Source organism: Halolamina pelagica (genome assembly GCF_001307315.1).
Lineage (GTDB): Archaea > Halobacteriota > Halobacteria > Halobacteriales > Haloferacaceae > Halolamina > Halolamina pelagica_B.
In genome coordinates this window covers 61,192-78,966 of record NZ_LGUC01000002.1, presented here as the reverse complement: position 1 = coordinate 78,966, position 17,775 = coordinate 61,192, and the positions used below count along the sequence as shown (strand labels likewise).

Annotated in this window: 19 protein-coding genes and 4 pseudogenes; 18 read left to right on the top strand and 5 right to left on the bottom strand. The window is 59.8% G+C overall.

From position 1 onward, the window contains the following. Positions 1-66 precede the first annotated feature (66 nt). On the bottom strand, positions 67-603 hold the full coding sequence (locus SY89_RS14025) for a DUF7342 family protein (protein ID WP_054584795.1): 537 nt from the start codon (positions 601-603) through the stop codon (positions 67-69). 499 nt (positions 604-1,102) lie between these two features. Between SY89_RS14025 and SY89_RS16810 the strand changes: the two are divergent. The 7 genes and pseudogenes from SY89_RS16810 to SY89_RS13990 form a co-directional block, all read left to right on the top strand. Next, positions 1,103-1,705 (top strand): annotated as a pseudogene (locus SY89_RS16810) (primase-associated protein); the annotation flags it as partial. A 540-nt stretch (positions 1,706-2,245) separates the two neighbouring features. Continuing rightward, positions 2,246-2,686 (top strand): hypothetical protein, encoded by a 441-nt coding sequence (locus SY89_RS14015; protein ID WP_054584794.1) that lies wholly within the window; start codon positions 2,246-2,248, stop codon positions 2,684-2,686. A gap of 181 nt (positions 2,687-2,867) precedes the next feature. Continuing rightward, positions 2,868-3,413, top strand: a complete 546-nt coding sequence (locus SY89_RS14010; RefSeq protein WP_054584793.1) for a hypothetical protein — start codon at positions 2,868-2,870, stop codon at positions 3,411-3,413. 73 nt (positions 3,414-3,486) lie between these two features. After that, a complete protein-coding gene (locus SY89_RS14005; RefSeq protein ID WP_054584792.1) occupies positions 3,487-3,777 on the top strand; it encodes a hypothetical protein in 291 nt (96 codons plus the stop codon). Beyond that, positions 3,777-4,161, top strand: a pseudogene (locus SY89_RS14000) (DUF7558 family protein). Before SY89_RS14005 ends, SY89_RS14000 begins: the two are co-directional and overlap by 1 nt. Positions 4,162-4,210: 49 nt before the next feature. Continuing rightward, entirely contained in the window at positions 4,211-4,810 is a 600-nt protein-coding gene (locus SY89_RS13995) for a DUF7437 domain-containing protein (RefSeq protein WP_054584791.1), read from the top strand. Beyond that, the gene (locus SY89_RS13990; RefSeq protein ID WP_054584790.1) at positions 4,807-5,316 is read left to right on the top strand and encodes a hypothetical protein; all 510 of its coding nucleotides are present in this window, start codon (positions 4,807-4,809) and stop codon (positions 5,314-5,316) included. The genes SY89_RS13995 and SY89_RS13990 overlap by 4 nt, the downstream gene beginning before the upstream one ends. A gap of 655 nt (positions 5,317-5,971) precedes the next feature. On the opposite strand, the gene SY89_RS16800 is transcribed toward SY89_RS13990, so the two are convergent. After that, positions 5,972-7,291 carry a PQQ-binding-like beta-propeller repeat protein gene (locus tag SY89_RS16800; RefSeq protein ID WP_144427266.1) on the bottom strand — a complete coding sequence of 440 codons (1,320 nt, stop codon included), beginning with the start codon at positions 7,289-7,291 and terminating at the stop codon, positions 5,972-5,974. Between the two features lie 89 nt (positions 7,292-7,380). Here SY89_RS16800 and SY89_RS16795 point away from each other — a divergent pair, with 89 nt between their 5' ends. The 8 genes and pseudogenes from SY89_RS16795 to SY89_RS13960 all read left to right on the top strand — a co-directional run bounded on the left by SY89_RS16795 (position 7,381) and on the right by SY89_RS13960 (position 14,333). Continuing rightward, positions 7,381-7,809 (top strand): hypothetical protein, encoded by a 429-nt coding sequence (locus SY89_RS16795; protein ID WP_144427265.1) that lies wholly within the window; start codon positions 7,381-7,383, stop codon positions 7,807-7,809. Between the two features lie 76 nt (positions 7,810-7,885). Continuing rightward, positions 7,886-8,563 (top strand): chymotrypsin family serine protease, encoded by a 678-nt coding sequence (locus SY89_RS16790; protein ID WP_144427264.1) that lies wholly within the window; start codon positions 7,886-7,888, stop codon positions 8,561-8,563. A 386-nt stretch (positions 8,564-8,949) separates the two neighbouring features. Further along, positions 8,950-9,423, top strand: coding sequence for a hypothetical protein (locus SY89_RS19870; RefSeq protein ID WP_054584789.1), 474 nt, complete (start codon positions 8,950-8,952; stop codon positions 9,421-9,423). A gap of 586 nt (positions 9,424-10,009) precedes the next feature. Continuing rightward, positions 10,010-10,908, top strand: a pseudogene (locus SY89_RS13980) (DNA-binding protein). Between the two features lie 280 nt (positions 10,909-11,188). After that, positions 11,189-12,109, top strand: coding sequence for a transcription initiation factor IIB (locus tag SY89_RS13975; protein WP_054584788.1), 921 nt, complete (start codon positions 11,189-11,191; stop codon positions 12,107-12,109). A 438-nt stretch (positions 12,110-12,547) separates the two neighbouring features. Next, complete coding sequence (locus SY89_RS13970; RefSeq protein ID WP_054584787.1) at positions 12,548-13,060, top strand: winged helix-turn-helix domain-containing protein; 513 nt, start codon at positions 12,548-12,550, stop codon at positions 13,058-13,060. Further along, the gene (locus tag SY89_RS13965; RefSeq protein ID WP_054584786.1) at positions 13,057-13,509 is read left to right on the top strand and encodes a hypothetical protein; all 453 of its coding nucleotides are present in this window, start codon (positions 13,057-13,059) and stop codon (positions 13,507-13,509) included. Before SY89_RS13970 ends, SY89_RS13965 begins: the two co-directional genes overlap by 4 nt. A 2-nt stretch (positions 13,510-13,511) precedes the next feature. Next, positions 13,512-14,333, top strand: coding sequence for an SWIM zinc finger family protein (locus tag SY89_RS13960; RefSeq protein WP_054584785.1), 822 nt, complete (start codon positions 13,512-13,514; stop codon positions 14,331-14,333). A gap of 57 nt (positions 14,334-14,390) precedes the next feature. On the opposite strand, the gene SY89_RS13955 is transcribed toward SY89_RS13960, so the two are convergent. The 3 genes from SY89_RS13955 to SY89_RS17450 all read right to left on the bottom strand — a co-directional run bounded on the left by SY89_RS13955 (position 14,391) and on the right by SY89_RS17450 (position 15,768). Then, complete coding sequence (locus SY89_RS13955) at positions 14,391-14,942, bottom strand: DUF7342 family protein (protein WP_054584784.1); 552 nt, start codon at positions 14,940-14,942, stop codon at positions 14,391-14,393. Positions 14,943-14,953: 11 nt separating this feature from the next. Next, positions 14,954-15,202, bottom strand: a complete 249-nt coding sequence (locus tag SY89_RS13950; RefSeq protein WP_239685682.1) for a hypothetical protein — start codon at positions 15,200-15,202, stop codon at positions 14,954-14,956. 254 nt (positions 15,203-15,456) lie between these two features. Beyond that, on the bottom strand, positions 15,457-15,768 hold the full coding sequence (locus SY89_RS17450; protein WP_054584783.1) for a hypothetical protein: 312 nt from the start codon (positions 15,766-15,768) through the stop codon (positions 15,457-15,459). Positions 15,769-15,915: 147 nt separating this feature from the next. Between SY89_RS17450 and SY89_RS18745 the strand changes: the two are divergent. The 3 genes and pseudogenes from SY89_RS18745 (at position 15,916) to SY89_RS13930 (ending at position 17,666) form a co-directional block, all read left to right on the top strand. Continuing rightward, positions 15,916-16,796, top strand: a pseudogene (locus SY89_RS18745) (biosurfactant protein 1). A gap of 138 nt (positions 16,797-16,934) precedes the next feature. Continuing rightward, positions 16,935-17,123 carry a hypothetical protein gene (locus SY89_RS13935; RefSeq protein WP_049908471.1) on the top strand — a complete coding sequence of 63 codons (189 nt, stop codon included), beginning with the start codon at positions 16,935-16,937 and terminating at the stop codon, positions 17,121-17,123. A 90-nt stretch (positions 17,124-17,213) separates the two neighbouring features. Further along, positions 17,214-17,666, top strand: a complete 453-nt coding sequence (locus SY89_RS13930; RefSeq protein WP_144427262.1) for a hypothetical protein — start codon at positions 17,214-17,216, stop codon at positions 17,664-17,666. Positions 17,667-17,775 lie beyond the last annotated feature (109 nt).

Here is a 17,775-nt window from a genome sequence, read left to right as displayed (position 1 = left end):
ATTCGTTCCTTATGTAACCGCCGTAGCTGGAGATTGGCGCGGTTCGCGAGAAAAATCACGTTGGTGTTAGACTGTTGCTGCTGGGGAATCTGCAGAGGTATTCAGCTCTGTTACGTCATCATAGAGTTGGAGTGCGCGCCGGACCAGCGTGAGCTCGGTCTCGAGTGCTTCCCAGGTTGAGACTGTGTTCCGGATCGCTCTGGCCTCCTCTGCAGAGAGTTCCTGCTCGACCAGGTCTTCTCGGAGCGCGGCGAGCGAATCGGTCTCGAACTCTTCCTGGAGTGTTTCCTCTTCACTCTTTAGCTGCTCTAGCTGGGCTTCGAGTTCGTCGCGGGTGTTCTCTTGGATGAGTTCCAGCAGGTCGTCGAAGAACAGTCGGGCCGGATTCAATTCATAGCCCTTCTGATCGTCGACGAGCGTCTTGTTGACCCGGTTGTCCGATTCGAGCTGCTCGAGTTCGTCACCCGCGGTCGTTGGAGAAACCTCAGCACGGGCCGCGATGTTTGAGACCGTTGCAGCCTCCTGGAGCGTTTCGACGACCGCCCGGACGCGTTCCCGTCCGGTCATGTCGTCTTTCCACGACCCAGTGGGTTCCTTCACCATCTCTGGTCTCGATTAGTTTCCGAGCTACAAATAATTTGGGTTGATCCATATATCTGATTTACAGTGAGAGAGTGGGATGCAAATTGCTCGGGCCAGATTCCTCCCTAGGGCGTAGCTTGCTGAAGCCCCTGTTCAGAAGTTAGTAAGCAGGGATGACGGACGCACCGGATACCGAACGACAGGCAATGCAGAGCTACCTATTTTCTCGAACTGTTTCAACTACGGGCGACCCAACTGTTCTGACGTTATTTAATTTTAATTATTTAATTTACTGTTAGACAAAATATATGTGATACTCGGAAGATCAGCATTGAGTACCGGGATACAATTGGTCTAGACCCGTCCCTCCAAGTATGATTACGAGGTCAGTCACAATCGAGGAAATCGACGACCTATACCTGATGTGGAATGACCACATCAACGCCTCTGCCCTCTATCGGCGTGCCCTCCGAGAGGAGATGGACGTTCGCGATGTCGACCCAAATGAACTTCGTGAGCCCATCGAGCGATCACCTCGTACGACGCCGGGAATTACTCGGAAGCCTCTGTAACGGACTGAATCTCGAGTCCGAGCAGTCTCGCGAAGCACCTGGCCGACCACGAGTCCCACTCGGCAGTCACGATCGACCGCGACGGGCGCGTCAATACGTACCGAATCGGGCGAGCCGGAACCGGTGCCGAGCAGATCGAAGTGCGAGAGATGGAGGACCTCTTTGAACTCCCCTGTATGGCGAATATGGAAGAGCGACTACACGAGAAGAAGCCGGTTCGAAAGGATCTCTACAACTTCGCGCGGATGGTGATGTGGCTCCCGCAGTACCAAGACAGCAGCCTCGACGAGATCGTCGCGGACCTCAAGGACGTCTTCTTCAGGTGGCCGTGGTACGACGAGCAGGAAACTGAGTACCAAGTCCGCTACGAGTTCTCGAACACGATCGACGGCGACACGCCGTTGCCGATGAACTGCGACAACGACGATCTACAGCGCTACTGTATCGGTCAGGACCAGTGTCCCTACTCGATCTGGGGCAGCCTCCCGTTCCCGGATGAGATGTACGAGCAGGTTGAGGAGGAGTCCGCCGGTCCCGCTGAGCAATTCTAAATCATAGTCTTCCCTCATATTGTCGAGAATTGTTTGCAGACCAAGGACACTCCCTTCTGAATCCTCGTCGAGCAATTTTCAGCGTCTAAAACGGCCAGAATCGAGAAAATCGGGGTAATCCACAGTTCGAAGTGTCGAGACGGACAACCTCGAGGGGGTCAGAATAGGTGAAGCAGTAACCCCAAAGAAGTCGGATATCGGCGATATCACCTTTGTTACCCCGCCGTCGAGCAATTTTTGTAACCACAGGGTTATCCCGGAACTCGTCGAGGTACTTTCTACGCCTTCAAATCGGCCCGAAGAGGTTCTCCTTTGATTTGAGGGCGTTATAGTGTCTTGCATATCGCGGTTTTCGTCCAAAGAAAGAGGCGATATGCAATGTGCGAAGGCCGCCGGCTCTCTCAGGCCGAGGGGCCATCACAGGGGTAGCGGAACTACAGAAGTATCAGAATTATCTCATAGGTTGACCGGGTACGTTTCGGTGGTGTCTGTTGCCCCCGCGAGGGGGTGGCGGGGCGCATCACGTGCCCCCGATAGACGATGGCTTCGGAACGACGCAGCGAAACACGAGCAGCGCATCAGGCAGGAACTACCACCGACGGTGAGGCGCCGTGGGCGGACCTCGAGATGACGGTTCCGACCGACCGGGATCACGCGTCGGTCGTCGCCCTCGTGGAGTGTACTCTCGTCGAGCTCACGCACGAGGCCGTGGGCGCGGTCTTCGTCTCACGGCAGGTCGGGCGGTCGACGCGGACGCAGTACGTCGCCGCCGACGACGTCGGCGAGCAGTTCCAGAAGCGGCACTTCGACGACCGGCTGGGCTGGCACGAGACCACCGTCCCTCGACGAACTGTTCGCGACGAACTCATCACCCAGCTCACACGGTCGCCCTCGACGCCGGCAGAACGGTCAGGTGAGAGAGCAGCCAGCGAGCCAGACACTTTCGTCGTGAAGCCAGTTCGAGAGCTCCAGACACCGTAGCGGCTAGACTTAACCAACATCTCCGGCCGATACCGACACAGTGTTGGTTAACGCTGGGGCTGGATCCACTCCCTCGCCCCACCCACCGCCCTGTCCCTCGAGTGAGTGTATCCTGGCGGCCGGCCCGCACGAACGGCCGTCGCGACGGGTTTTATCGGCGCACTGTTCGTCGAGAGTGAGTATGGTCGTCGTCGAGGAGGTCACCAAACTGAGCGAGCGCCGCACCCAAACCTCGTCCGAGGCGTTTCCGGACGATGCGCTGGCGTCGATTCGGTCGGCCGTCGAGGCCGTCCCAGCAAGCGTCTTCGACGGCTCGACGAAACACACGGAGGTCGGCGGCTTCGATGCCGCGATCGCCGACAAGCTCTCGCAGTACGAGTACGAAGGGGACGCCGCCGGCGGCTACAACCCGAACTGCAAGCTCTGGTCGCATCAGGGGTTTAACTACAGCGTCGACCTCTACGACGCCGACGCCCGCATCGCCATCGAGGTCGAGAAGAGCGAGCGGAAGAACGTCAGCGACGACCTCCTCAAGTTCCAGAAGGGGTACCGCACCCAGAAGGACGGCCGGCCGAAGATCGAGTTCGGCTGTCTGGTGGTGCCAGTAAACTACCTGGGTCGGCATAACCTGTACCAGCACAGTCTGACCAAGCTCGACTTCATGAAGGGCGTCCTGTTCATCGACGACGTCGCCGTCATCGGCTATCGAGATCCGCGACCGGACTGATACCGTCGGCCCTGACTGTTTGTCGGCGCCGGGAGGCGTGCAGCGCGCGACAGTGTGCGCTGCGTGACGCACCATGCCTGGTCCCGATCCGCACGACGACACGACTGCCGACTACGAACGGTTCGAGAAGGAACAGCTCGCTCAGGACTGTGACGCCGCCCAGGTTGAAACGGCAGACATCGACGACGCGACGGCCCAGCGCCTGGTCAACGACCTCGTCGACGCGGACGTCGTCACTCCGGTTCCTGAAGACCACGTTCTGGTTCACGAGCCGAGCGGCACCACGTTCGACTCGACGACACAGCTGGCCGTCTTCCACTATGGCTGGACGGCCGACCGCGACGCCGACGCGGAGGGTGAGTGATGCAGCAGACCCTCGTCGGCTGTGCGTTCTGCGACGCGGCGCCCGGCACCGAGACTGGCGAGGTCCACACCTGGGGCCAAGACGAACGGGTCACTCACCCGATCTGCGTCGACTGCGCGATTCAGACGGAGCCGGATCCCGACGAGCGCAATCACGTCGCCTGTGACGGCTGTGGGCTGGTCGTCGACACGCTCGCGGCGTCGCCGGCCCACCGCGCCGGCTTCCAGCGGGACCTCCGGTCCCGCCCGGCTCACCCGGTTCCGGGTCGAACTGGGGCACCTCGAAGGCCCGATACAGCTGTGCGCCTGCTGTAGTCCGGGTGGTCTCGCGACGTACTGGACACGCGATCTCGAGGAGCATCTCGTCGCGACGCCGGCTGAGTGACCCAAACACTCTTTACTGTTTCGCTGTAAACTGTAATCAAGAACGAATCGTGTCACGCACTTCAAATCGCGCCGACGGCGACATCGTCCAGGACTTCCTCTCGGTCGCGGACCTCCTCGAGGAGCCACAGCTGGCCCAGTTGTACGCCTACCTCGCTCGGGAGGGCGAGGCGACCGTCCAGGACGTGATGGACGACCTCGATCTCGCCCAAGGGACGGCCTACAGCTACGTCAACCGGCTCGTCGACGCCGGCGTCGTCGACGTCACCGACGACGAACAGCCACGCCGGTACGCCGCCCGGGAGATCGACCTGACCGTGACCACGGCTGCTGGCGACCGCGAGTACACGATCACGCCGGCGCTGATCGACGCCGTCGGCCGCCGCGAGACGGACGCCGACATCGACACCTACATCGACCGCCACGGCGTCGCCGGCCTCGCGACGGCGCTCACCTACGCGATTGCTCGGGAGCGTGGGGAAGTGACCCACCGGCTGATGGCGGAGGACCTCGACATCTCGCCGCTGGCTGCAGAGATGATCCTCCAGGCGCTCCGGCCCGTCGTCCACGAGCACTACGACATCGAGGAAGCTGGGGCAGGACTCGACGAGTTGGATATCGACGACGGCGACGCGGCTGACGACGCGTGAGCCGGCTCCACATCGCCGACACTGGCCTGTTCGTCGCGATGGGACAGCCCTCGAACAGCCGCTACCAGGCTGTTCGCCGATTCGCTCGCCGGAACGACATCACCTTCGTCCTGCCCGAACGGGTGTACGAGGAGCTGACCGTCGACGAGTCCGACGTCGAGGCGCCACCCGTCGACGCCGCGATCGACGAGGGATGGGCGACGGTTGCGGCGCCGCTCGAGTTTTCCGAGCCGGTTGTCTCGCGGGTGATGGACGGCGTCCAGCGGTATATCGCGAACGCAGATGACCGGCCCGCAGACGAAGTTGAACGGGCAGACGCTGCCCTCGCCGCCCTAGCTGCCCAAAACCTCAGCGCGGGAACGGCGACCGAGGTGTACATCTACACGACCGATATCGCGGCCGGCGAGGGGGCCGAAACCGTACTCGCGAGTGAGGGGTATGGTGACTCGGTGACGTTCGTGAACGGCTTCCGGTTCATCGAGGACCTGATTGCCGGTGACAGCTGACTGATTGCTAGTCTGATTCGGGTGGAGAGGACCCTCGAAAGCCCTCGGCCGCTCGACGTCCCGCGACCACCGCTGCGCGCCTCGGGGCTGCGGTGCTTGCGGGGTCGGGGACGGCCGAGGCGGCCTCGCCCTTTCTGAGTCCGCCAGGACTGTAGATGACTCACCGAGCGATGTGGCCGGCTGGACAGGTGTGTGCGTATCGGCCCGCCCCGTTCGCCGCTGCCGCCCTCCGCGTCGCTCGCGACCGACCATTCCGGGCGTGCGGGCGCTCTCCGCACCGCCCGCGCCCGTTCCGGGCTAAAGTGCATGTGCCCTCGGCGCCAGCGGGTAAGCGCGAGGGGTTGCGCGGCGTGGCTGCTCACCTCCAGCTAGGTAACATCCAATTTATGATGCCATGGTATGGTTCATGAGATAGTTATTTCCGATAAGATATTTAACAAACATATCTAGAAGTAGACAGAGCCACATATCCTATCGAATTTCATATAGCATGCAGTCAGTAAACAGGGTCAGAAGGATCTTTGACGAGACCGTGCACAGATTGTGCTCTGTTTCTGTAATGAGAAGTCCTATTCTTTCGAATTTGGAATGACTCCTTAGACTTTGTATGGTTAAATTGTCTAGGACAATGTTACGCCCTAAAGTATACAGGCGTTCATTCTGGTTCTTTGATTGATATCAACCGGCTTTTGTTATTATGGCCCGGATTTGTTTGGATATAAGCAGTATTTCCTAAAACAATAATGGGTCCTACCTGTTCGCCGACATTTAAACTCCATAAGAGCTCGCCGTTCTCTTTATTCACTGCGGCAGTTTTGTTACTCAGACCAAAATATACAGCCTCATCACAAACAGTAACTGAACTAATAGCGCCCGACTCTGTCTTGTATCTCCACTTTTTATCTCTATTATATATGTCAAGTGGATAAAGTTCACTAGTACCTTGTTCAGGATACCACTCCCCAATATACAACGACCCTTCAGCGTAAGCAGGTGGGGAAATGGTCTTGCCACTCAGTTTTTCGGTCCAAACGGTATTTCCGCTTTTAATATCTATTGCGAAAAGGCGTTCCGAGCCGGTCCAACTAGACTCGCTACTCTGAAGTTCAACATCCGATCTTTCAGCGGACACGAAAACACGCCCAGATCCTATTACAGGATATCCTTTCAACCGCCAATTTTCTTCCAGATTCAATTCTGCTACCCAAGTCAAATCACCAGTTCCGCGATCAATGGCATATACCTCTCTAAATTTCCCACTTTCATCATTTCTATCGAAGGTTATCGCAATCGTATCATTTACTGCTGGTTGGGCCCAATTTGGTAGTTGCCCCGATTCTAACGCTTCAGGGGAAGCACGACGCAGAATGTGCTCCCATTGAGGTTCGCCTGTAACCGCATCGTGAGCAATCACTCCGCTTTCCGACGCGATATATACAGTATCTCCTTTGACAGTTGGTCCTGCAGGAGGATGGTAATTGGTTGAGGCTGATATCCCATCCCGTCTAGACCACTCAAGATGACCACCTTCCACATTTATAGAATGGAGCTGGAAAATATTGCTACTGTTTCGAGAGATTATTAACAATTGGTCATTATGTAACGCTGGCGCCCACCGAATTGATGGTAAAGACTCATTGGTCCATTTCCTCATTCCTTGGGCCTTTCCAACAGCGAAAACGGCACCCTCTGTCCATGCTTCTGCAACATACAGATCATCAGAAATAACCGGTGGGTAGATGGAGGCTTCTCCCGATCTCCACTTAACCTCCGCCCCAGTCAGAGGCCCTCGTGTTTTCACATGCCGACTATTACGTGCGTCATAACCTATCTGCGGCCATGTCCCATCTGGAGGTGGTTGATAATCATAAGGCGTAGTTTTCTGTTTTGGTGCTGAAAGACAACCTGATATCATTCCACCAAAGGCAGTTCCTGTGCCTCTCAGCAAATCTCTACGCTCTATAAACCGGTTCATTCGTTTATATCTAACAAGGTACAAATATATAAATCTTTTAGGTAAAACTATACCAATAAGTTTATTTATTTTCTCAATAGGGAAGATGTATGGTTGAGAAACCTAATAGACAGAATATAAGTCGAAGAGCCGCAATTAAAAGTGGGCTAACTGGGCTTCTCTTCTCAACTACAGGCGTAGTTACAGGGAGATCTGTTTCAAAAACCTCCGTCACTTCTGAGATTGGAGGTAATGGTGAAAAATACAAGCAGGACGTTCCAACTCGCTGGTGGGAGTATAATCTTCGTACTCGGAAAGAGATGCTCAATGCAAGGGACGATTTTGGAGGAACCAACGGTATTATGAGCATCGGGAGATCGTTCACCGGAGATCAGCTCCTTGGTTTCAAAAAGCCAGTACTGGACTTCAAAATTGAGCCGCCGGCTAAGTCTGATGCTGCTCCTGATACTGTGGGACCATCATCACTGCCGTCTTCTTATAATGGAATTCCAGTAAAAAACCCGAGAAGGCTCAGGTAAGAAAACTAAATTGCAGGCGTATGACTCCTGTCCGTACCTAACGAAGGATTACAGTATGAAGCGATCCGGACAGGCAATGACGACGGATAGTGGTGGTTACGGAACAATTGGCTCTTACGGGTACAGAGAGAATGATGATACAATCTTCTTCCTAACCGCTTCACATACATTTGGACAAAACGATGGGGGTGATAAATATGAAAACATGACTCAAGGGGATGATGAGATGGGATTTGTTCAATATCAAAACGAATCTCAGGATTGGGCAGCAGTCGCTATCTGGCTCGATAAGGAATCCATGGTCGATGAGCCCCTTATACAGCGATCTGGGAAGTCTAGCAAACTCATCCATGGACACTATACAGAGGACGGAATCGACCTAATCGCAGCTAACAACGGTGATATCTATCGCCAAGGGCGCTCGACAGGTTACCAAGAAGGAAAGATAGCCAACGTTAACCAATCCCTCACAGGTGGGGATATTAATCATCGTGAAGCAATCGAATATAATACGATGCCAAGTTTCATTGGGGACTCAGGCGGGCCGGTGTTCGCAGACAGTCAAGCCTCCAATGGGAGCGTATCAATTCTGGGGTTCCACTCAGCGGGGGAGGGAGATGGAAACTCAACGGCCTGTTACAAGGACAATAAAGAAGGTGTTGTAACACCGACAGGATACGCTAGTCCAGCATTCTTTGCACATCGAGAAAAGTCGATTTGGTTTGGTGCAGGACATAGAGATTCCACTTACTGATATATTTTTGAATATTATAGTAGAAATGTAATACTGGAACAGAATCCAAGACAGGAGACTATATCCAGAAATACCTAGAAGTTTTTTTTTCGAGTTCCAAAGACGTTCGATCGAATCCGTTACGAGTGAGAAGCCGTCATTAGGGGCAGCCGAATTACTATGCCTGCGACGGCCATGGAAATGATCAAGCCGCTGGAATGACAGGCAGTCCGATGGTCGCGTAGTGGCGCCACGAGCGTCCCGTTAACGACGACCCATCCGTCGTCAGCTTCCTCGACAGGCCGTACACGTCCAACTTCTCACGGTACCGGCCGACATCTGGCGTGTGATCGGGTTGCTCGGGAGTTCCTGGTAGCGCTCGAAAATCAATAGCGGACGAGGGGCCCGTGCTCGCGAATCACTCGGTAGACGAAATAGTGGTCCTTGCTCAGAATTTCCAGTTGCTGCTGTCGGATGTCGTGGGTGTGCTCGAAGCAATCATCGACGTCCTCTCGGAGGACCTCAGTGTGCCCGCGCTCGATCCCGAGGTCGACAGCGCTACGGAGTACCTGAACAGCGAAGCGGGCGGACCCTCCGGCCTCGGCGCCGATTCGCTCAAGTTGGTCGTCGACGTCGCCGTGTTAGATTGTGGAGGCTGCGTTTCTTCGGCCACCGTCGTGTCCTTCCTGCAGCCAGCGACCGGCCGTTGTGTCGCTCGCGGTGTACGCGTCGTTCGTGAATGGTTTCGATACCGACTCGCTGTCAGCGAGTCCGGGGACGTTCGGGTTGGTACAGCCGGCAAGTGCCAGAACACCGCTGCCGGCCGCCGTGCGTCGGAGGAGCTGTCGACGCGTCAGCGGAGGCATCTACCCAGTGGCTAGCACTGGGGCAAACCTCTCCTGGAGGGACAACAGCCGTTCACGTCAATTGGGAGCACCTCGAAAGCCCCGGACGCTCAACGACCGCGACTCGCTGCGCGCCTCGTCCCTTCGGTGTTAGCGTCGTCGGGGTACGGTGAGCTCCCGGCCCCTTTCAGTCCCGCTCAGAGCGGTTGTTGGACAAGCGCTCCCCATCGGCAGGTTGGTGTGGTACGATAACGGCTCGCCCCGCTCGCCGCTGCCGCCCTCCGCGTCGCTCGCGACCGACCATTCCGGGCGGTCTGCCTGCAGTAGCGGGCGGACTGCCGGGCTAAAGTGCATGTGCCCTCGACGCCAGCGGGAAAGCGCGGTGGGCTGCGCGGCGTGGCTGCTCACCCCACGCTTTCTCCGCTGGTCGCTCGCTCCGGGCGGGTCGGCGCGCGGTGCTGGTTGGGGCCACCTCATGCAGGCGCGCTCTCGCTCGCGCCCGGTAGGGCGCTCGCGAAGGCGCGAGCGAGAGCGCGCAGATGGTTCTGTCGTTGTCGTCGGAAAACCGCGATGTCGGAGCATCGCGGTGTCGGCGCGTGAGCGCCTTCGGAAGGAATCCGCAATGTCGAGTAACAAGTCAAGTCGAAAGGTTGTTTCGGTCGATGAACAGGCGTTCGAACAGGCAGAAACGGGGACAGTCGCGGGCGACGACGCCCCAGTCGTCGACGACACGCCCCAGATGGAGCCGGCAGTCGAGCAGGAGACACAGGCGAAGGTGGATGCGAACCACCCGGACGGGATCGCGGACACGAGCAAGGATCGGATTCACGGTGTCACCCTCGAACAGGAGGAGCGCATTCGGGCACGGGAAGCCGAACTGGAGCGCATCAGTGCCCAAGCCGAGCTGGGAACGCAGGACGGTCGCGAGCAGCGCACGCGAGAGGTCGCCGCTGAAGGGAGCAAGCAGCGCCGGCGGGAGTTCCAGAAGCGGGCCGCGACCGTGGACCCGATGGCCGACCCCGAACGGGATGATCCCCGAGCGGAACTCTCCCAGGATGAACTGGCGACGGTGAACACGGAGGCAGACCGACTCGCGACGCGGGTGGATGGCTGGTCGCGTGCGGCGATCAGTCGACGCCTAGCCGGAGCGGTCGTCGACGGCACGGACCTGACGAGTGCGGTCGTGCGGGTGTTCGAGGAGTTGCAGACGGCCCCGGGGGTACCGTGCCCATCGACGCTCTCGAGGACGTCGATCGCGGCACGGTCACGATCGAAGGTCGTATGGAGACCCTCTGGGACAGTGATTCGCCGGCCATCCAACAAGTCGGGCTGATCGCGGACGAGAGCGGGCAAACGAAGGTGACAATTTGGAAGGCATCGGACGCGCCGTGGATCGAGGAAGGCGAGAAGGTGCGCATCCACGAAGCGGCCACGAACTGGTACGAGGGCCGGATCTCGGTGGCCGTAACGGGGTGGAGCATCATCCACTTCCAGGAGCGCGGTCGCTGGTGGGAAGCATAGCCAGTCGGAGCTGCCTTCTTTTTTGCTGTGTACCGGACCGACCCAAGCCCCGCCGCCCCACCCTCCGCTCCGTGCTCGCTCCGTGAGACTCGCTGTTGCTCGTCTCACGTGCCCTCGTTCGCGGTGCTCACGAGGGCTCCGCTGCGCGCGCAGCCACGACCTCGATATCGGGTCTGAGATTTATCCCTCAAACCGCGGGAAGGGGTGCGCGACCAGGTTTGTTTCCCCACGAGGGGTGCGGGGCGCGCCGAACTGGCGTGCCCTCAATCAGGTGAGATCGATGACGACGAGTGAACCCTACGAGCGTACGTTCGACGAAGATGTCCAGCGTGATACAACTGAGCCGTGTCCCGAGTGTGGGGGCCCGGTACGAACGAATTCAGCCGAAACGGTGTGTGCAGATTGCGGACTCGTCATCGACGAGCAGTCGATCGACCGCGGACCGGAGTGGTACGGCGACGACGATTCGGCAAAACGAACAGGGGCACCACTCACTCCAGCACGGCACGACCGCGGACTATCGACGGTAATCGGCACCGGACGAGGCGCGACGGATACTGACGCCTCGAGCCAGAAGCGGCGGCGCCTTGCTCGGATGCGTCGCGAGCAGTCCCGGGGACGCTGGCGATCCAAGCAGGAGCGCAACCTCGGGCACGGCCTCACAGAGATCCGGCGGATCACGAGTGCACTCGGGCTCGCGGATTCAGTACGTGACCAGGCGTGTCAGCTGTTCCGAACGGCACAGAACGAACGACTCCTCAAAGGGCGGTCCATCGAGGCGATGGCCGCCGCGAGCGTCTTCGGCGCCTGTCGGTGCAACGGACAATCGTGGCTCATCGCCGACGTGGCGCCGATGGCACAAGTTCCCCAGGATCGTGTCGAGAACGCCTACACCGTGCTCAACGAGGAGTTGGGCCTCCCGACGCCGCCAGTACGACCGACACAGTTCGTCCCCCGGCTCGCCTCCGACCTCGGCTGCACCGACATCGTTCGACGTCGGGCGGAAATGCTTGCTACGCAGGCCGTCGACGCCGGTGTCACGACTGGCGTACACCCAGCGGGATTCGCTGCCGCCTGCCTGTACATGGCGGCGTGTGCCCACGATGCGCCGTTGACGCAAGCTGCCGCCGCCGCGGCGGCAGGGGTGACGGTTGAGACAGTCCGGAATCATCGTGACACGTTGCTTTCCGTCGTGGAGTAGGGCGGTATTGGCCTTCGAACTTCAGAATCACTGTCGTGGTTTTAACCAACAGTACAAACGGAAAATCACGGATTTGTTGGTTAACACCTCCCCAAAGCATACTCCTTCAGGAATGGGAGGACGTCAAAGGATTCTCAGAGTCTCCCCCACCAATAGTTGCGCTTCTACCGGGTATTAACGGTGTTCAAAACGACATTTACCAGCAGGGTAATTTGTTGGGAGAACAGCGGCCCTCATTTTGCTGGATCCTGGATCGGCCCAAGCCCCACCGCCCCACCTTCCGCTCCGTGCTCGCTCCGTGAGACTCGCCTTGCTCGTCTCACGCGCTCTCGTTTGCTGCGCTCACGATGACCTCGCTGCACGCGCAGCCACAACCGTTAGGAGAAAAGGATAATTTCCCCAGAAAACTATTTGCGTACACAATACGTAGCATCCAGTATGACCGAGACGTGGGACGACGTCAACGAGCAGGTCAAAGCGGACTGGAAGGACAACACCACGCCGTTCGAGCGTGTGTACGAAATCGTCGAACAGACCCACGACGGGGAGTCGGCGGCCGAGATCGCCGACCGCGCCCTCGTGAGCGAGCCGACGGCACGTCGCCACTGCAAGACGCTGGTGAACACCGGGTTCGCCGAGACGGAACCGGACGGCCAAACGACGCTGTACAAGCGCAACAGCGACCGGGTGTTAATGTCCCGGATCCGCGAGCTGCGTGAGGAAGTCGATCGGCCGGAGCTGCTCGACAGTATTCAAGATATGAAGGCCGAAATCCGGCGCTACGAGGATCGCTACGACGTGGTGTCTCCGGAAGAACTCGCCCAGCAACTCGACGCCGACGAGACGGCAGGCTGGGACGACCTCACCGCGTGGCGGACGACGCGACAGAATCTCGCCGTCGCGCAAGCCGCACTCGCCTACGACGAGGCCAGCCACCAGCTCGCCGTATGAGCGATGACGACCGCGCCGGCGAGTTCGGGCCGATCTATCTCCCGGCGCTCCAGCGGATTCGTGACCTGTGGCTAGACCTCGAGCCGCTCGTCGACGAAACGGCGTACGACGATGTTGTCGCCCCCACGGAACTACAGATCAGTCTCAGCGATGGGCTCGGCGACGCCGAGAGCGCTCGGCTCGATATCCAGTGGAGCGAACTCGGGATGTATTCGTTCCACTACGTCGATATCGACGACGTCAACTGGCGCTTCGACCGCCACCCGAACACACACTCACCAGAGATTCATTTCCATCCTCCGCCCGCGGCCGCGACAACGGACGCCGAACCGTCTTGTATCGATGTCACTGAGGTCTCACTCGTGACGCGTGCAGTTCATGCGATGTGGCGGGCTGCGTACGAGGATGATGCACTGGATCGGCTGAATAGTGCGTCAAACCCACCGTAAGGATGGACGTAACTGAGGACACAGTTCGAGATGTCTGCACGGACGCAGTCTTCGAACGCGGCGAACGATACCTCGCTGATGGACGAATCCACGAGATTCACCGCGTCGACACCACCGTCACCGCCGTCGTGAGTGGCAGCCGTCAGTACGATGTTCGTGTTGACCTCGCCACCGACGGGTTTGCCCCGTGGTGCGACTGTCCGTACGATGGGCCGGGCGCGTGCAAGCACGTCGTCGCCGTGTTGCTTCGGTGTGTCGACGACCTACCGCCAGACGGAGGCGATCGACTCGACGCCGCACTCGACGGCGCCGACGCCGACGAACTCCGCGCGTTCCTGCGTGACGAACTCGCGACCGATGCGGATCTCCGCGAACGGTTTCTCGCCCGCGTCGGCGAGTCGACGAGACAGTCAGTTGATGAGCTTCGCACCGCGATCGACCGGCGGTTCGAAGAGACGAACCCTGAGTACCATGTCGTCTTCGAGCTGATCGACTTCACGCAGTGGTTCGACCTCGCGAACGAGTACCGCGAGCAGGGGCGGTACGCGTCGGCGGCGACCGTCTACCGGGCACTCGTCGAGTCGCTCGACGACAACATGGAGCGCGTCGACGGCGCCTACGACCACTTCTCGCGTGCGTTCAGTCGGGCACTCGACGGATATGTCGACTGTGTCGCGACCGCGGAACGCAACGCTGATGCGGTTACTGATGCCGTCGCATTCCTCAACGAGCGGGTGACATCGGGAACACCGTTCCTCACGGAACACTTCGGGACGGCCGCGGCCGAACTCCAGGAAAAGGTGGGAGAGCAGTCCTGCGAGTAGCTGTGTCGACTACGTTCGGAACGCTATCGACGCCCGCAAGTTCGAAGATCGCGAGAATTAGTTTCTCACACGGTCAGCCACGTTGACCCGCTGTTCGCGAGCGGCTTCGACATCCAAGTAGAGCGCCAACGCGTGTTTGATGAGACGGCGGTTTTCCAGGTTCTCCTCCCAGCGCGTGATCACGTCGCGACGGTCGCGGAGCTCGGCACTTGCGAGGTCGCCGTCGGCGAGCGACTGTTCGAGCTCTTCCCACGTCTCGACATCGTAGGTCGCCTGCCACTCCTCGATCTCTTCGGTGATCGCGGCTAGTTCGTTCCGCAGCTCCTCGCGGGTGTTCTCCTCGATGAGCGTGCGGATCTCCTCGAATAGCAGGCGCGTGTAGTCCGGCTGGTAGCGCGTGGTCCCGCCCGCTTCGACGCGGCGCAGCTGGCCCTGGTTGACGAGATCCTGGAGTTCCTCGTTAGTCGTACTCCAGGCGGAGTCAGCCTGTTCGCTGATCCAGTTGACCGTCCGCGGTTCGCGAAGCGTCTCGGCGACCGCTCGAATGCGGTCGCGGGCGCTCATCGACTCAGTCCACGACTGAACGCCGTCCTGCGGGGATTCGGACATACTTGGCACCTCTAGCTCTGATTGCGATACGGAAGCGTTGTCACGTCGAACGCATCGTAGTGCCGGTCGTACGTGAGGACGTGATCGACCCCTAAGGCGTCCATATGGGCTGCAACAGTGAAATCGGTGAGTGACGCATCCAGATCCGTCCACTCGACGAACGTTGCTTTGGCGTCATCGAAAACGTCCTCGGAGACGGATTCGAACTGATAGAGCGTGCTCTCGTCGAGCGTCGTCAGGAACGACGCAGCGTTCCGCATCGACGCTTGCTTTTTCAGCCGTGTGGCAGCCTCGTCGACGATGTGATCGTTGACGATGAGGCGACGATAGGGAGGTCACCGTCGCGGACAAAGGTCATGAACGCCCGCGAGACTGCGTGCATCTGATCTTGTGGGTTGAATAATGCGTACAGGAACTTCGGCCCGACGACGACCTGATGGCGGACGTGCCCCGGGCGAAAATGCTCGGGCGTGATCGTCCCAATCGGGGTTTCGACTGGTTCAGCCATCCGGATTCAGGATTGCGCAGACGGGTCGTCGGCGAGCGTGAACGATTCGTCGCTGTCGTCCCACTCCTCGACGAGATCGTCTTCCTCGCGGGCATCCGTCGCCGCCGACGCTGGGAGGGATTCGTCCTCGAGGTCGTCGAGGACTGTGAACGCCGGGTCGTTCGGGTCAGCCTGCTGCTGGCGTTCGATCCACTCGATAAGCGCCTCGTGGCCGGCTTCCTTGAGCGAGAGGCCGTGTTCTCGCGCGAACTCTTGGAAGCGTTCGTATTCGTCCTCGTTCAGTTCAGTTTGCACGTGCTTGGTGTCGTTACTGCTCATAGGGACCCCAGTTGCTACTCCCATCTACTTGCTCATGAGGTATAAGATGTTCGAATGAGATAGTTCATGTCCCATACTCAAACGGGAGACAGAGCGGACACTGGCCCTGACGTTGAAATACGAATCCGGGACAAACCACACCAACCGATGCATGGTCGATATTCTGACTTTGCGGAACTGCGGCCGACTGGCGAGGCGTCCCACATTCCGGACACGAGGCTGGACGACGGCTGTGAGGGTGCCCCCGGCGGCAACGCGTCGCGACGAGCGCTGGTGGCTACCCTGATGCGCCGACGGCCGCCGATGGCGAGTGCCGGTCCTGTGGGGCGTCAGTCCCAGACGGCCAGACGAAATGCCGGTTCTGTCTCACTAACCATCTCGGGAGTGACGCCACTCGCACGGACGAGGCAGCGTCGACGACGTGCCTCGGCATCATCCACCTGGTCGTCGAGTCGACCACGTTCTACGGCGCCGTCGCGAAGGGCGGCGCCGCGGCGAACCTCCTCTCCGCTAACGAGGCGGAGCCGGCCGTCGATGACCACACACTCATCTACGACCTCGACGAGGCGCCGGCGCGCCAGCTGGCCGAACAATGGCCCTCACTTCCCGACGCGGTACAGGTGTCCTCAGCGGAGGGAGAGCGGCTTCTCAGTGCCGCCCGTGACCGGACTGGGTGGCACGGACAGGAAGCGTCGGAGGATCCGGAGCAGGGCCCGACACGGATCTACGACCAGCGTGGGGACGGCATCCGCGACGCGTCGCGTCTCGACGCGGTCCTCGACGACGCCGACGACGCGGTGTGGCTGGTTCCAGCGATAGCGCTGACCGAATCCGCCGGCGAAACTGGGGCTGATCGGCAAGAGTCGTCGATACCGACGACGCAGGAACTCGACTGTCAAGACTGTGGACGGGCGACCGACCATCGGTTCAAGACCCACGAGTCGGTCCCGGATGAAGCGTGGACGGGGCAACCGATCTGGGAGTGTCGGGTGTGTGGCTCGGCTCGCTATGGACCCAGTCTCGAGTAGCCCCAGTGCTGGGCGTCGATTAACCAACAGCTTGCGAGTACCGTCGAGGTTCGTTGGTTAAGGCCGCCAGCTCCTGCAAGCCCGACGCCAGTCTCGATGGCGAGTCTGTCCGCGCCGGCGAGCGGCGAGGCGCTTCCGATGGAGCAAGAGTTCAAACAGGGCTACCGGATGCATCGTATACTCAGCAATCTCAACCGACTCGACGTCGACCGATTGGACGACGCGGATCGAGAGCGAGTCGAGACCGCGAGAGACCTCCTGGAAGAGGTGAGCCTTCTCACGCGGCCGGGCGACGGAGCCGGGGCGGACGCCCACGCAGACTCCTAACTGGCGTCGCCGGCCACGCCTCGGGAGACACCTCTCGCGTCGGTTTATCGCCCCGACAGGGGTGCGGGGGCGACCCCGTGAAGTCCAGACATGGCGACACTGCATGCTGCGATGATCCCCGCGAGCGAGACCTGCGAGGCGACCGACGCCCTGACGCCCCCGGAGGCCCTGGGAGTGGTCCGGGACGCCGCCGACCATCCGGCGCTCAAGAGGTTCGTCCTCGCGACCGGCGCCCTGGTCGCGCTCGGGTGGACCGTCAGCGTGTACATCCAGCCGGCGTCCGCGGACCTCCTGCGGGGGCAGGTGACGCCCCTGCACGGCGTGCTGTACGCTGGGTTCACAGCGGTATCAACCGTCGTGACGTACAAGTCCGGCGCCATCCGGGAGCAGGTGGGGGCGGAGCGCTGGATACACCGGACACGCGCCGGTCGGCCTCGGCGCGGTGTACGCACTGTCGTTCCTGTCCCGCTGCTGGCGGTCCCGGCATGCTTCACGCGCCGCGCCGGCCTCGGCTCGACCAGCTTCTTCCGGACACGTACGTGAACGAGCGCGCAGAGACCGCCGGGCGCGCGACCGTGTTGTCGGCGGTGGCGTTGGTGCTGGTGCAGGCACGCATGCCGGCCAAGGTCGGCGTCGGGGTGGTGGCGGACGC